Raw genomic sequence first — 14,526 nt, forward strand, 5'->3', positions numbered from 1 at the left:
GTTCAGTAAAAATATTAAAGTTGATTGCTGCGCTGCTGACTCTCCCAGTTACTATCCTCAATGACCGGGACATCTTCTTCCGGTAGCGGCGGGTTACCTAAAATCATATCTGCGGCTTTTTCTGCGACCATAATGGTTGGGCCGTTAAGATTACCATTTGGGATGGTTGGAAAGATTGAAGAGTCGACCACATGCAGGCCTTCCAGACCTCTTACACGGGTTTGCGAGTCAACCACGGCCATTTCATCCTCGCCCATTTTGCACGTGCAGGAAGGGTGATAGGCGCTTTCTACCGCTTTGCGCACAAATGCGTCGATTTCCTCATCGGTTTTAACCTCTTCACCGGGCTGAATTTCACTGTCCCGATATTCATCAAATGCACTCTGGTCGATGATTTCACGGGTTAACCTGACGCAGGCACGGAACCCCTCAATATCTTCCTGGGCTTTAAGGTAGTTAAACTGAATCTTCGGTGCCTGTTCGGGGTCTGCGGACTGAACCTTCACAAAACCGCGGCTCTTCGGTTTATTGTGTCCCACATGCACCTGAAAACCATGGCCGTCGAAAGCACTTTTGCCGTCGTAGCGTATGGCCGCAGGCATAAAGTGATATTGCATATCAGGCCACTTTACCCCTGCCTTTGAGCGAATAAAGGCGCAGGATTCAAAATGGTTAGTGGTACCCAGGCCTTTCTTAAAGAAAAACCACTTTGCACCAATGATTCCCTTCGAGAACCAGTCCAGTTTACCGTTGATAGTAATGGGCTTTTTACAGCGGTACTGGAAATAAAATTCCAGATGATCCTGCAGGTTTTCACCTACACCAGGCAGGTTGTGAACGCATTCAATGCCTACGCTTTTAAGGTGCTCGGCGTCGCCAATACCAGAGTGTTGCAGTAATTGCGGTGAGCCGATGGAGCCAGCACTCAAAATGACGTTGTTATCTGTACGGGCTTCGTGCATGTTACCGTCTTTGCGATAACTCACACCTACCGCACGCTTACCGTCCATGAGTATTTTATGGACCCGGACATGCGTTAAAATAGTAAGGTTGTCGCGGTCTTTGACAGGATCAAGGTAAGCTCTGGCGGCCGAGCAGCGTTTGCCACCTTTTACCGTCATGTGCATGGGCCCGAAACCTTCCTGTTGCGCCGCATTGTAATCGTTGGTAATGGGGTAACCGGCTTGTTCACCGGCTTTGATAAACGCACGGTAAAGCGGGTTTTGCATTTCATTACCGTTATTTACGCCCAGAGGGCCACTGCCACCGCGATGTGTATCGCCGCCAAGATACCAGCTTTCGGCACGTTTGAAGTACGGCAGGCACTTCTGATAACCCCAGCCTTTTGCGCCACAGGCTTCCCATTCCTCAAAGTCCTCCGCGTGTCCGCGCACGTAAACCATGCCGTTAATAGACGAGGAGCCTCCAAGCACTTTGCCGCGTGGACAGTGCATTTCGCGGTTATCCAGGTACGGCTCAGGTTCGGAATGAAATTGCCATGCGTACTTATCTGTATTCATGGGAATAGACAGGGCTGTCGGCATCTGAATAAAAATACTTTTGTCACTGCCGCCTGTTTCCAGTAGTAATACACTGTTGTTGGGGTCTTCACTTAAGCGATTCGCCAGTACGCACCCTGCAGATCCGGCGCCGACGATAATGTAGTCATAAGAACTCACTGGCAACCTCCTTTAGAACGGGCTTTCAAGCTTGACCATGCCCACATACACTGACTTGGTCTGGGTATACTGATTCAGTGTTTCTACGCCATTCTCGCGGCCTATACCTGACAGTTTGTAACCGCCAACGGGCATTTCAGCCGGAGATGCGCCATAACTGTTAACCCAGCAGATCCCGGCCTGGAGTTGATGGACAACCCGGTGGGCACGGCGTATATCTTTGGTCATGACACCGGCTGCCAGACCCATAGGGGTATCATTGGCGCGTCGAATGCCTTCATCTTCATCAGAGAAGCGTAAAACGCTCATTACCGGACCAAAAATTTCTTCACGACAAATGGTCATATCGTCGTTGCAATCCACAAATACGGTGGGTTGGACAAAAAAGCCACTGGTTGCGCCATCAGGTGAAAATGCCTCGCCACCGGTGAGAACTCTGGCGCCTTCCTGCTTGCCTTTTTCGATATAGTCCATGACCAGCTTGTGATGTTCTTTTGAAATCAGCGCGCCGAAATTAGTGTGGGTGTCCAGCGGGTCGCCGGCTACGATATTCTCCTCGGTGCGCGTTTTGAGCCGTGCAAGAAAGTCATCGTAGATTGCGTCATGCACAAACACGCGGGTACAGTTGGTACAGACTTCACCCTGAGTAAAAAAGTTACCCAGCATGGCGGCAGACACGGCTTCATCAAGATCGGCATCATCAAATACCAGCAGCGGAGACTTACCGCCAAGCTCCATTGTGACATCTTTAAGTGTGCTGGCGGCACTTTCCATCACCTTGCGTCCAGTGCCCACTTCGCCGGTAAATGAGACTTTTTCAATCTCGTCGCTGGTAGTGAGCCAGCTCCCGACTTCTGCATCGCCCTGAATCACGTTGAAGACGCCGGCAGGCACGCCAGCGTCGATAAATATCCTGGCCAGTTCTACCGCGCCACGCGGGGTTTCCTCTGACGGTTTAAAGATCATGACATTGCCCACTGCCAGTGCCGGTGCTGATTTCCAGCAGGCAATTTGCAGAGGGTAATTCCATGCGCCAATGCCGGCACAGACGCCCAGTGGCTCTTTACGGGTGTAGTAAAAATCACCATCCACTTCTTGCTGTTGCCCGGTCTGAGTGGGCGCCAGTGAGGCGAAGAACTCCAGCACATCAGCGCCGGTGACCACATCAACCTCTCTGGCTTCCTGGATGGGTTTGCCATTGTCCAGGGTTTCAACACGGGCGAGGTGATCGGTGCGTTCATGAAGCAGTGAAACGGCCTTATGTAAGATCCTGCTGCGTTCGATTGCAGACATATATGACCATGTCTGGAACGCCTTCTTTGCGCTTTCGATAGCTAGCGAACGAATATGCTCATCCGCCTGTTCAACGACGTAGATAACCTCTCCCGTCGCGGGATTAACGACATCAAATGTTTCGCCGGTCTGGTTAGCAACAAACTCGCCATCGATGAAATTCAACAACCGCTCAGAGCGATCCTGTGTCATGCGTCCCTCCACTGTGGTCAATAACCTTGCTACATGAACTTGTAACAGGGCATAAGTAAATTTTATTTAATCTATTACTCACTACCTAGCGAAATGGATTGATTCGATAGTCGCCAAATTTTTAAACGGCGCAGTCAGAATCAGGCGTCAGCGGCAAAAATGCGGGATTTGGGCAGCAAAAGGTGAAAACATAACCAGGTATTCCAAATTATACGAATTACTAGTTGCGCGTTGTGTGTAGCCGTGATTCTATGAAATCGTCGTTTAATAACCGTAACCTATAGCATAAGGTAATGAATGTAAGAGTGCCCCGAGAGCATACATCACTGGTGACAATTCCGAACCGCTACGCGTTTATCGACACGGTTGAAAAATGTGTGGCGCAACATTCATACGCCTCATTAATGCTGGTTGATGTCGTGCGGTTTTCTGATGTAACAACAAGTCTCGGGATCACGGTAGGCGACCAGTTTTTACTTCAAATTGCCAATCGTATTATCACGTTGTTTGATGAGAACGTTGAGCTGGGACGAATAAGTGGTGATATCTTTGGGCTCATCTTCCCGGGCAAATATTCACACAATCAGATGCAGCAAAAGTTTGAGCGGCTGGTTGAGCACTTCAAAACCCCGATGCAGTATGACAATAATGCGTTTATTGCCGATTTTAACGTTGGGGTTGTCAGCGGGCGCTGCAAAAATATCAATTTAACGGCCTTTGTGTCGCGCGCGGAAGCTGCGCTTAAGCAAGCCAAAGAAAATAAATATCAGAATTTTTCCTTCCTGAGTACTGAAGAGAAGGCCGATACAGGTCGAAGTCTGGCATTGAAAGCCGATCTAACCCGGGCCTTGTCTCACAATGAACTTGAGCTTTATTTCCAGCCTAAAGTTGACCTGACAAATCTGGAAGTGGTCGGGGCCGAGTGCTTACTTCGCTGGAATCATCCGTTGGATGGCGTACTGTTTCCAGGTCCGCTCATTGAAGCCGCCGAATCGTACAATATGATGAATGAACTGGCATACTGGACCTTCGAGCAGGCATTCAGAAGTCTTGGCGAACTCGATGCCTGCGGGTTGCGGCTTACCTTGTCGGTAAATATTTCGCCAACCCAGCTGTATGACAGCCAGTTGATTCCCACACTGGTGCTGCTAAGTAAAAGCTACAGTATTGAGCTTAACAGAATTGAGCTGGAACTAACCGAAGACGTCGCCCTGTCGAACTCGCTGATGGTGAAAAAGCAATTATTTCAGTTGCGGGCTATGGGGATCAGCATCTTGGTGGATGATTTTGGTAAAGGCTACTCTAATCTGGCATATATCCGTGAGCTGGAAATCAATGCGCTTAAAATAGATAAAACGTTCGTGATGTCACTAACCGATGGCCAGGTCAACCGGGCCATCATTGAAGCGGCCAGGATCATCGGGCAGGCGAAGGGATGCGAAGTAATCGCCGAGGGCATTGAAACCATTGAACAGCTCCATATTTTGCGGGATGTAGGGATTAGCAAAGGGCAGGGCTATCTGTTTTCCCGGGCTGTCCCGCTGAATGAATTTCTGAAACTGGCCACCCGAGAAATTATTGTTGGCGGCTCCCCACTTCGTAAAGTCAGTAACTAGCCGAGCTGCGGCTGCGCAGATAAACGAAGAATTTTGCATTCTCTCTGACCGGCGGTAGACTTACTCCCCATCGTAATAGCAAAAAGAAATACCATGACAGCTAACCCTATAAAGGACGGTGAGTTTCTTCACCAGTCTCGCCGCGCCCCTGACTCACTTGAGGCCATCTCCCCGTTTACACTGAGTAACCAAACCCGCGTAAGTATAGACGCGCCCGGCATTATCCGCTTTGATCCGCCCGCTCAGCAGCATGCAGGCAAATACGTTGTGCTCTCATGTGGTGTGCACGGAAATGAAACCGCGCCTATCGAGATATGTGATGATCTGGTCCGTGATATCCTGCTAGAGCGCCTGACGCTTCGCCACTCGGTATTGTTCTTATTCGGTAACCTGCCAGCGATGGATATCGCAGAGCGCTTTGTAGAAGAAAACATGAACCGGCTGTTTAGCGGCGCGCATTCTGAAGGCGAGGGGTGTGTGAATGCTGAGCGTCAGCGCGCGAAGCAACTGGAAGCGGCAGTGAGCGATTTTTTCGCTGACGCGCCAGACCATAGCACGCGTCTGCACTATGATTTGCACACGGCGATCCGCGCGTCAAAAAATGAAAAGTTTGCGGTATACCCATACCTTCATGGCAGGCCACACAGTCTTGGTCAGCTAGGCTTTCTGGCCGCCTGTGGCGTGAAAACGATTCTGTTATCGGAAAGTCCGACCACCACCTTCAGTTATTATTCATCGCATGTCCACAACGCACATGCCTTTACTGTCGAACTTGGCAAGGTCAGACCGTTCGGACAAAACGACATGACACGCTTTGCCGATGCACGTAAGGCCATTACCCGGCTTACCAGCGAGGAAGACTACGCGCCTCAGGTAGCGCCGGAAACACTGGATATTTACCGTGTGAACCAGGTCATCAACCGCCAGCAGGAAGCGTTTGAACTGCATTTTGACGACGATACCCCTAATTTCACTGATTACGCTAAAGGCACGGTACTGGCGTCAGAGCCTGGCAGACAGTACGAGGCGCAGCAGGACGGTGAGGCAATTGTATTTCCTAATGCCAGGGTAGCTATTGGACAACGGGCGTTGCTAACGGTAGTGCCTACCACCCTTGAGCATACTGATGTTTAAACTTGATGCGCGCTTAAGAAATGATACCTTTCCGGTCGGCGATCTGCCGCTTTGCAGTGTATTGCTAATGAACGATGCGCAGTTTCCCTGGGTGATCCTGGTGCCACGACGCGCTGAGGTTTATGATTTAATCGATTTGTCGGACGAAGACAGACGCGTTTTTCAGCAAGAGTCTGATCAACTAAGTCAGGTATTGCGAAAGCTGTTTTCGCCACATAAACTGAATGTGGCAGCACTGGGGAACGTTGTCGCGCAACTGCATGTTCATCACATCGCCCGGTTTACCGATGACTGTGCATGGCCACACCCTGTGTGGGGACGCCAGCCAGCCCAGGCCTACACCCAATCCCAGGCGGATAAGCACCTAGCAGCACTCAAAGCAGCGCTGGAACTGTGATAAATAACCTACAAGGAATAGCATTATGATCCTGACAACCACACCCTCGGTGGAAGGACAGTCAATTGAACAGTATTGTGGCATTGTGATTGGTGAGGCTGTAATGGGGGCCAATCTGTTTAAAGATATGTTTGCCTCGATTCGTGACATTGTCGGTGGCCGCTCTGGTTCGTACGAAGACGAGCTTACCCGGGCCCGCAAAATGGCTTTCGCTGAACTGGAGCAGGAAGCGCGGAATATGGGCGCCAATGCGGTCGTGGGAATTGATATCGACTACGAAGTGATTGGTGAAAAAGGCAGTATGCTGATGGTCAGTATCAGTGGTACGGCAGTGAAGCTGAGCTAAAATGCAGGACGTCAGTCACTACATTGAAGGTCAGCCTGAAGATCGCAGGCTGGTCTTACGGCAACTGGTTGAATTAATTGAAGCGCAGGCTCCTGATGTCAGCGTCAGTATGAAATACAAGATGCCCACATTCGAACGGGAGGGTCACTGGATAGCGGTTGGCAATCTGAAACACTGCATAGCCTTGTATACCCGTGAACCGGCACATATTGCTGAATTTAAACGCAAACATCCGAAAGTAAAAACCGGCGAGGGCTGTATCAACTTCACCCGGATGGACAGTATTCCCTATAAAGATTTGGAGACGGTCATTGATAATGCACTGGCACTGCACTAGCTGCTAGTCACTGACCCCAAGTCTGCAACAGTCCTGACGGCCAACGAGGCAGTCACCACTTGTCGTCTTCATCGTCGTCAAAATTGGCGTTATTGTCTTTTATTTTGCTGCCATCTTTGTTGCGGGTGGGCAATTTAAAATTCGCGCTGTCTCTCAGTAGCAGCAGGTTTCCAACGATAATTCCCAGTACAATCGCCACAATGGCGATGATCCAGATAATGTCCATCAGCGTCCCTTATTCAGTACGTAACGCTCAAAAAGTCTTTCAAAGTCGTCAAGAATCACCGATTTACCGGCAATCTCCACATCTTCAATATACGCCCTTAGCGTGTCACAGTTCACTGCGCTCTCGAACTGACGGGCCGTCGCGGTATGACTTAAATGCCATAATTCCCGGGCTACACCGCCGCGATAGTCAAGATAAGGCCTGGCAAACCCAAAGCGACCGGCATATTCAGTTAACCAGCTGGCTAACTCAGCGCAGGGGCCGTCATTGCAATATTCGTCATTGACCAGCGAGAAGCTTCCCGCCCAGGCCTCGACGCTGGCTTTGTCATACACATCAATATCGCTGCCCCAATGATGACGGCTACCGCCGGGTAGCGCTGAAAAGGTCAGGATGGCATGCAGTTTTTCGGTGTCGGATAAGCGTTCAGGATCGAGCCGGTTGCCCCTGGCATCATACAGCGGCCGTTCCCCGTGCCATTTTCGGTTCCAGATTGCCAGCTGACGTTCAAAACTGCGAAACCCACTGACCAGCTGACAGTCAACCCCATCCTCTGCTGCCGCCTGTTGCATAGCAATAAAAGGCCCGGCTGTATCAGCGTGGATACGCTGACCCTCACCGACATCCACCAGCGCAGGATTATCGACACCTAGCCACTGCAATGCTCTCATGCAAGCAACTCTCTTAAGGTATGGTAGTACATGTCAGTAAGCGCGATCAGGTCGTCCATTCGCACACACTCATCCACCTTGTGAATGGTGGCATTCACGGGGCCAAGCTCCACCACCTGAGCACCGGTAGGCGCAATAAAACGGCCATCGGAGGTCCCGCCAGCCGTCGATAACGTTGTCGCCTGTCCCGACACGCTTTGAATTGCCTTTTCTACTGCATCTACCAGATCACCACTGTCCGTCAGGAAGGGCTGACCGTTATGTGTCCAGGTAATGTCATAGTCCAGTTGATGTTGGTTCAGGATAGCCTCAACACGGTCAATCAGCATGTGATCGGTCACCTGCGTTGAAAAGCGAAAGTTGAAACAGACCTCAAGCGTACCGGGGATCACATTCCCGGCACCTGTACCGGCATGGATATTGGAAATCTGAAAACTGGTAGGCGGGAAAAACGCATTTCCTTCATCCCAGTGTGTGTCGGCCAGCTCAGCCAGTGCGGCGGCTGCTTCGTGTACCGGGTTACTGGCCAGGTGCGGGTAGGCGACATGCCCCTGCACTCCTTTTACCGTTAAGTCACCGGTCAGCGAGCCGCGCCGGCCATTTTTTACCACATCGCCAACACGCTGGGTGCTGGATGGTTCACCGACGATACACCAGTCAATTTTTTCATTGCGCGCTTCCAGTGTATCAACCACACGCGTTGTGCCATTAATGAAAGGGCCTTCCTCATCGCTGGTAATAAGAAACGCAATGCTACCTTTGTGGTCGGGGTAGTCCTTCACAAATCGCTGAGTGGCAACAAGCATTGCAGCAAGACTGCCTTTCATATCAGCTGCACCGCGGCCATGCAGGTAGCCATCGACTTCTGTGGCGGTAAAAGGCGGCGTCTTCCATGCTGCCTCAGGACCACTTGGCACGACATCGGTATGACCGGCGAAACAAAATAATGGACCTTGCTGGTTTCGCCGGGCCCATAAATTGGTGGTGTCTTCAAATACCAGTGTTTCGTTGGAAAACCCCAGTTCCTGCAGCCAGTCCTGCATCATCTGCTGACAGCCGGCGTCATCGGGCGTCACAGAGCGGCGGTTTATCAGCGCCTTGGCCAGTTCAATGACATCAGTCATGGGTAAAAATCGCCGCGTAGTTGTCGGCTTTAAAGCCAACATAGACATTGCCGTTATGTTCCAGTACGGGGCGCTTTATCATTGCCGGGTAGGCCAGCATCAATCCCAGCGCTTTCGGCTCGTCCAGCGAGGCTTTGTCGGCCTCATCAAGCTGGCGGTATGTGGTTCCCCGTTTATTCAGCAGCGTTTCCCAGCCTACTGTCGCGGCCGTGTCCGCCAGCCACGCTTCTGCTATCCCGTCTTTGCGAAAGTCGTGAAACACGAAGTCAATGTCATTATCATTAAGCCATTTTTTAGCCTTTTTGATGGTGTCGCAATTGGCTATTCCGTAGAGGGTTGTGGTCATACTCGTTTTCGCATTGATGATTTACTAAAGTGCTGCTAAGTCTATCTGCTGGTGTGGTCTGATGCAAAACATCACCGACTGTGGTGAGCCATGCAGGCGAACGTTGCGTAAGCATCGGCACACGCAATTAATAAACGCTCACTTAACGAGCGCTACGCGTGGCGTAGACCTCATACATTGACCAATGATAAGGAGTCATTATGGCTATTGTGAAGACTGCCTCAGCAAGCTACTCACCACTGGGGAAAAACGGGCAGGGACATGTCAGCCTGGCAAGCGGCGCACTGTCAAATCAGCCTTACGGGTTCAATACCCGGTTTGAAGATAAAGCGGGGACCAACCCCGAGGAGTTAATTGCGGGGGCCCATGCCAGTTGCTTTGCGATGGCGCTGTCATTTGCACTGGAAGGCGCAGGATTTGATGCCGGCGAGCTGAATGTTGATGCAGCGGTCACCCTGGTCGAAGACGGCGAAGGCTTCAAAGTGAGTGCATCGGCGCTGACACTGGATGCCAAAGTGGTCGGTATTGATGAAGATAAATTTAAAGACATTGCAGAAGGCGCAAAAGCTAACTGCCCCATCTCTAAACTGTTAGATGCTGATATCTCGCTGGAATATACGCTGACGGCGTAACGAACGGCAACAAGGGCCGCGAGGCCCTTGCTCAGACATACACGGTCATTAACGGATCATCCATTGCCCGGCAATGATGCAACGATGTTGGAACGATAGCGCTCAATTTGCTGCTGTTAAGAACAGTAACAAGACAAATGGTGTCTATACCATTTTGCTTCAGAAAAGGCGGCGACACCTGAAATAAGGTCTGCCCTTTTTTCACTTTCTGGTTTTTGGAGACCAGAAACTCACATCGCTCTCCCATGAGGGCGTGGACGTTAATGCCAACCTGAATGCGGAAAAGTAAGCCATTGTTAGCCTGAACAACTATCGAGTAGTCAAGCGCATCACAGCGTAAGACTTTGCAGGACAGTGGTGACGCAATCAGGCTGGATGAGGTCTTAAGCGCATACCCGTGCCCCCACACACCACTGCTTAAAACAGGATCGCTGAGAGTATTCAGTGAAACAGGCTTACCACTGACAGGACAGGGGATCGCCACGTTACGCTTTGCCTGCTCAGGCTCACTGTCGGCAACAAAAAAAAGTGCGGTCATAATTCTGGTTCTGTGACGGTGTAGCCAGCCGCCTTAAGTGCCGTAATGGCATCTTTTAACTTGCTGTTCTTCATTAAAAAAAGTCGGTATCAAACGTTGATACGACAAAAATTGACACTTTGGCTTTAGCCAGCACAGCGCCAATCTGCGCCATAATTCCTACCATCGACAAGTGGAATGGCCCGATTATCTCAAGCGCACGCCAGTTAGTGTCGGAGTCAAGCGAGGCCACCTCCACATCCGATGGGACAACAATAGATAATTCTTCCGGGGTTCTGCCGATAAAAAAACGGGAGCAGGCCAGAACTGACGCTGGGATCCCGTCGTCGGGATCCATGCTGTGTATACTGAAACTTTGGGGGAGCACTGCCAGCGTCTGCTTGGGCATGGGGTTACCTGTATCAATTTCTACTCTGTATGCATTAAATCATTAAGTGCCAGACAAGGCTACGCTGTTATCCACGTATTCTGTGGATAAGTTTGTTGAGTAGTTTGGGGACTTCTTTTATCTTGCTGATTTGATTGAATTAATCGATTTGGTTAAACAATGGGCAACGCAGAAAAATGCGCTGGGGAGGCATTTTTATACGTCGCTGTCCAGTCATAAACAGTACCGGGTGTGACGTAATTAATGATACAGGGGGATGTCGTTGGGGGGAGGGGAAAAGCAGGTGGCTACGCGGTAACCACCTGCTATTACATTAGGCTTCTTCGCGTTTAAGTGAGCCGCGTTTAACCTGATCACGTTCGATCGATTCAAACAGTGCCTTAAAGTTACCTTCTCCGAAACCTTCGTCCTGTTTACGCTGAATAAATTCAAAGAAAACCGGTCCAAATACAGTTTCTGAGAATATTTGCAGCAACAGACGCGGTTCGCCGCCTTCCGTAGTGCCATCTAACAGAATACCGCGCTGCTTGAGCTCATCCACAGGCTCACCATGTCCCGGCAGGCGCTCTTCAAGCATCTGATAGTAGGTTTCCGGTGGTGCTGTCATAAATTTCATGCCGCGCGCTTTGAGTTTGTCCAGACAACTGATTAGATCATCGCAGGAAAAGGCGATGTGCTGGATCCCTTCACCGTTGTACTGCATCAGAAATTCTTCAATCTGACCGCCGCCACCAACGGCTTCTTCGTTCAGGGGAATACGGATCTTACCATCCGGTGCGGTCATGGCTTTTGATAACAGACCCGTGTATTCACCTTTGATATCGAAGTAACGAATTTCACGGAAGTTAAACAGCTTCTCGTAAAAATTCGCCCAGTAGTCCATGCGACCGCGATAGACATTGTGTGTAAGGTGATCAAGCGTGTGGAAACCACAGCCTTCAGGGTGACGGTCAACGCCTTCAATCCACTCAAAGTCGATGTCATAGATGGTGTTTTCGCCTTTATAACGGTCAATCATATATAGCATGGCGCCGCCAATGCCTTTAATTGCCGGTAGTTTCAGCTCCATTGGGCCAGTGTAGGTATCCATAGGCTGAGCGCCGCGTGACAATACCTCTTTATAGGCTTTCTGCGCATCTTTGACTCTGAACGCCATACCACATGCTGAAGGGCCATGCTCTTCGGCATAATACTGGGCGTGGCAATTTTTTTCGTAGTTACTCAACAGGTTAATATCGCCCTGACGCCAAAGTTCAACGTCTTTCGATTTATGACGGGCTACCTTGGTGAACCCCATTGCTTCAAACATGGGCTCCAGAATGCCTTTTTCAGGCGCAGTGAATTCCAGAAACTCAAAGCCATCCAGGCCAATCGGATTTTCAAATAAGTCTGCCATAACAATTCTTTCTCATTCACAGTTAATCAATGGATGCCCTGATTTTAGAGAGCAGGGCACGGGGAAGGCAACAGCGTGTTTACAACCATGCAACACGCTGCCATGTAAAACCTGTAAAGAAACCTTTATAGGTGATGCGGTGAGGCACGCAATGTTGCCCCAAAAGTCGCATAACTATATGAAAAGTAATATTTTAAAAAATAACGCAGGACGCACAGTGGCTGTTCACAAAACGCTACGCCAGCCACTGTCCGTCACGCTGCAATTAACGGGTGCCGTCATAGTATTTTTTCAGCCCCTGCCAGCAGTCCAGGTAATCATGCTGACGATGCGAACTGTTTTGCGCATAGCGGGTCGGGGCAATGACATAGCGCGACTCAAACATAAAGGCCATGGTGTTTTCATATTTCTGAGGCTCAAGCTCAGCGGCAGATGCCTTCTCAAATACAGCAGCTTCCGGCCCGTGTGGCGTCATGCTGTTGTGCAGACTCATGCCGCCAGGCACAAAACCGGCCTCTTTCGCATCGTAGGTGCCCTCAATCAGCCCCATAAACTCACTCATGATATTGCGGTGATACCAGGGCGGGCGGAATGTATTTTCGGCAACCATCCAGCGCGGCGGGAAGATCACAAAGTCGACATTGGCCACGCCTTCTGTTTCTGACGGCGAAGTCAGTACCGTAAAAATCGACGGATCAGGGTGATCGAAACTGACTGAATTAATGACATTAAAGCGGCTGAGATCGTATTTATAGGGTGCTGAATTCCCTGTCCAGGCAACCACATCCAGTGGCGAGTGATCAAGTGTCGCCTGATACAACTCACCACAAAATTTGTTTATCAGTTGCATGTCATCGTCGATATCTTCAAACGCGGCAACAGGGTACTGAAAATCCCGATCATTGGCGTAGCCATTGGCGCCAACAGGCCCACGTTCGGGCAATTGCAGTGGCGTACCATAATTTTCACAGATGTAACCCCGGATGGGCCCGTCGGTAGGCGTGACTGAAAATTTAACGCCCCGCGGAATAACCAAAATCTCTCCGGGACTGACGCTGAGGTGGCCAAACTCGGTTTTCGCAAGCAGGCTGCCCTGTTGCGGAACAAACAGCATTTCACCATCAGATGAGTAAAAGAAACGCTTTTCCATCGGGCTATTTGCCCGATAGACGTGGATCCCAATACCCTGCTGCATGCGCGCATCACCATTCGCAGCCATTGTGACAAGACCATCGATAAAGTCAGTTTTCTGTTCAGGCATGGCGATGGGATCCCAGCGCATAACGTTGGGCGGGCAGGGGGTATCGGTTAGTGGTGCGGTAAGCAGATGGCCCTTATCCATTGGTGTGAAATCACCCATGGCAATGGAAGGCCTCAAACGATACGTCCAGCTGCGACGGTTGCTAGCACGCGGAGCGGTAAACGCGGTGGTGCTGAACTGTTCGCAGTACAGGTTATAAGGGCAGCGCTGCGGGTTAAACTGGCCTACGGGCAACGCACCTTCAAGGGCTTCGGTTTCGTGTTCATTGTTAAAGCCGGTCAGATATGTCAACTCGTTTTGCTGCACCATGTCATCCTCTTACGCTGCCAAGCGTTAATCAAATTAGTTACAAATGAAACTATACGTGCTACAGCTTAATATCAACTGCGGCTGACGTTTAGCGTCAGGGCGGAGTGTCAATCTTCCTTTACCCTGAAATATGAGTAGTCTTATGTCTGATGACACCCAACTGGTGCTTGAACAGTTTCTGGCCTTTCGGGCGGTGCGCTTTGCCAGCAAACTCAGTACCTCTGTTGCTGAAATATATGCCGGTCCGCATGGGTTGTCCCGTGCGCAGTGGCGTGTTCTGGCAACACTGGCTGAAGAAGACGGACTGACCGCCAAAGTCATTGCCCGTCGTACCTCTATGGATAAAGTCAGTATTTCCCGGGCGGTAAAATTGCTGAAGGCAAGATCGCTGATTCACCGCGAACCGACAGAGACAGATGGCCGTACCTACCGGTTATTGCTGACCGGGCAGGGCCGGGCGCTTTACGCTGAAATTGTGCCAGATGCGGTAGCATGGCAGCGTACGCTGCTGGCCGGTATTAGTGATGAGGAATACCAGCGCTTTTTGCACCTGATGGCAACACTGGAAGACCGGCTGACAGACTAATACATCTGTGGTGTACAACGCCGGTGAGGGCAGCATGCAGGACTGTCAGGCTGTT

16 protein-coding genes and 1 pseudogene are annotated in these 14,526 nt (G+C 50.5%); 7 read left to right on the top strand and 10 right to left on the bottom strand.

Annotation, left to right across the window (positions count from 1 at the left end; genetic code table 11):
* Positions 1–14 precede the first annotated feature (14 nt).
* Both betA and betB read right to left on the bottom strand, forming a co-directional pair.
* On the bottom strand, positions 15–1,679 hold the full coding sequence (gene betA, locus IE054_RS02920; protein ID WP_189403565.1) for a choline dehydrogenase: 1,665 nt from the start codon (positions 1,677–1,679) through the stop codon (positions 15–17).
* A gap of 12 nt (positions 1,680–1,691) precedes the next feature.
* Entirely contained in the window at positions 1,692–3,164 is a 1,473-nt protein-coding gene (gene betB, locus IE054_RS02925; protein ID WP_189403566.1) for a betaine-aldehyde dehydrogenase, read from the bottom strand.
* A 305-nt stretch (positions 3,165–3,469) separates the two neighbouring features.
* Between betB and IE054_RS02930 the strand changes: the two genes are divergently transcribed.
* The 5 genes from IE054_RS02930 to IE054_RS02950 all read left to right on the top strand — a co-directional run bounded on the left by IE054_RS02930 (position 3,470) and on the right by IE054_RS02950 (position 6,994).
* Positions 3,470–4,780, top strand: a complete 1,311-nt coding sequence (locus tag IE054_RS02930) for a putative bifunctional diguanylate cyclase/phosphodiesterase (protein WP_229804976.1) — start codon at positions 3,470–3,472, stop codon at positions 4,778–4,780.
* Between the two features lie 93 nt (positions 4,781–4,873).
* Positions 4,874–5,914 carry a succinylglutamate desuccinylase gene (gene astE, locus IE054_RS02935; protein WP_189403568.1) on the top strand — a complete coding sequence of 347 codons (1,041 nt, stop codon included), beginning with the start codon at positions 4,874–4,876 and terminating at the stop codon, positions 5,912–5,914.
* Positions 5,907–6,311, top strand: a complete 405-nt coding sequence (locus IE054_RS02940; RefSeq protein ID WP_189403569.1) for an HIT domain-containing protein — start codon at positions 5,907–5,909, stop codon at positions 6,309–6,311. The genes astE and IE054_RS02940 overlap by 8 nt, the downstream gene beginning before the upstream one ends.
* 25 nt (positions 6,312–6,336) lie before the next feature.
* Positions 6,337–6,657 (top strand): heavy metal-binding domain-containing protein, encoded by a 321-nt coding sequence (locus tag IE054_RS02945; protein ID WP_189403570.1) that lies wholly within the window; start codon positions 6,337–6,339, stop codon positions 6,655–6,657.
* Between the two features lies 1 nt (position 6,658).
* The gene (locus IE054_RS02950) at positions 6,659–6,994 is read left to right on the top strand and encodes an iron chaperone (protein ID WP_189403571.1); all 336 of its coding nucleotides are present in this window, start codon (positions 6,659–6,661) and stop codon (positions 6,992–6,994) included.
* 52 nt (positions 6,995–7,046) lie between these two features.
* Here IE054_RS02950 and IE054_RS02955 read toward each other — a convergent pair whose 3' ends face one another.
* From IE054_RS02955 to IE054_RS02970, 4 genes are read right to left on the bottom strand one after another with little or no spacing between them, the layout of a single operon-like run.
* The gene (locus IE054_RS02955) at positions 7,047–7,220 is read right to left on the bottom strand and encodes a DUF2897 family protein (RefSeq protein ID WP_189403572.1); all 174 of its coding nucleotides are present in this window, start codon (positions 7,218–7,220) and stop codon (positions 7,047–7,049) included.
* Positions 7,220–7,891, bottom strand: coding sequence for a M15 family metallopeptidase (locus IE054_RS02960; RefSeq protein ID WP_189403573.1), 672 nt, complete (start codon positions 7,889–7,891; stop codon positions 7,220–7,222). Before IE054_RS02960 ends, IE054_RS02955 begins: the two co-directional genes overlap by 1 nt.
* Complete coding sequence (gene dapE, locus IE054_RS02965; protein ID WP_189403574.1) at positions 7,888–9,015, bottom strand: succinyl-diaminopimelate desuccinylase; 1,128 nt, start codon at positions 9,013–9,015, stop codon at positions 7,888–7,890. Before dapE ends, IE054_RS02960 begins: the two co-directional genes overlap by 4 nt.
* On the bottom strand, positions 9,008–9,361 hold the full coding sequence (locus tag IE054_RS02970) for an ArsC family reductase (protein WP_189403575.1): 354 nt from the start codon (positions 9,359–9,361) through the stop codon (positions 9,008–9,010). The genes dapE and IE054_RS02970 overlap by 8 nt, the downstream gene beginning before the upstream one ends.
* Before the next feature lie 200 nt (positions 9,362–9,561).
* Between IE054_RS02970 and IE054_RS02975 the strand changes: the two genes are divergently transcribed.
* Complete coding sequence (locus IE054_RS02975) at positions 9,562–9,993, top strand: OsmC family protein (protein WP_189403576.1); 432 nt, start codon at positions 9,562–9,564, stop codon at positions 9,991–9,993.
* A gap of 31 nt (positions 9,994–10,024) precedes the next feature.
* Here IE054_RS02975 and IE054_RS02980 read toward each other — a convergent pair whose 3' ends face one another.
* The 4 genes and pseudogenes from IE054_RS02980 to hmgA form a co-directional block, all read right to left on the bottom strand.
* Positions 10,025–10,531: a PTS sugar transporter subunit IIA gene (locus IE054_RS02980; protein ID WP_189403577.1), complete on the bottom strand. Its 507-nt coding sequence runs from the start codon at positions 10,529–10,531 to the stop codon at positions 10,025–10,027.
* A pseudogene (locus IE054_RS02985) lies at positions 10,528–10,919 on the bottom strand (ACT domain-containing protein). The gene IE054_RS02980 and the pseudogene IE054_RS02985 overlap by 4 nt, the downstream one beginning before the upstream one ends.
* Positions 10,920–11,232: 313 nt before the next feature.
* Positions 11,233–12,315, bottom strand: coding sequence for a 4-hydroxyphenylpyruvate dioxygenase (gene hppD / locus IE054_RS02990; RefSeq protein WP_189403578.1), 1,083 nt, complete (start codon positions 12,313–12,315; stop codon positions 11,233–11,235).
* A gap of 265 nt (positions 12,316–12,580) precedes the next feature.
* Entirely contained in the window at positions 12,581–13,885 is a 1,305-nt protein-coding gene (gene hmgA, locus IE054_RS02995; RefSeq protein ID WP_189403579.1) for a homogentisate 1,2-dioxygenase, read from the bottom strand.
* Positions 13,886–14,027: 142 nt separating this feature from the next.
* Between hmgA and IE054_RS03000 the strand changes: the two genes are divergently transcribed.
* Entirely contained in the window at positions 14,028–14,471 is a 444-nt protein-coding gene (locus tag IE054_RS03000) for a MarR family winged helix-turn-helix transcriptional regulator (protein ID WP_189403580.1), read from the top strand.
* Positions 14,472–14,526: the final 55 nt, after the last annotated feature.

The sequence above is a fragment of the Alteromonas halophila genome (assembly GCF_014651815.1).
Lineage (GTDB): Bacteria > Pseudomonadota > Gammaproteobacteria > Enterobacterales > Alteromonadaceae > Alteromonas > Alteromonas halophila.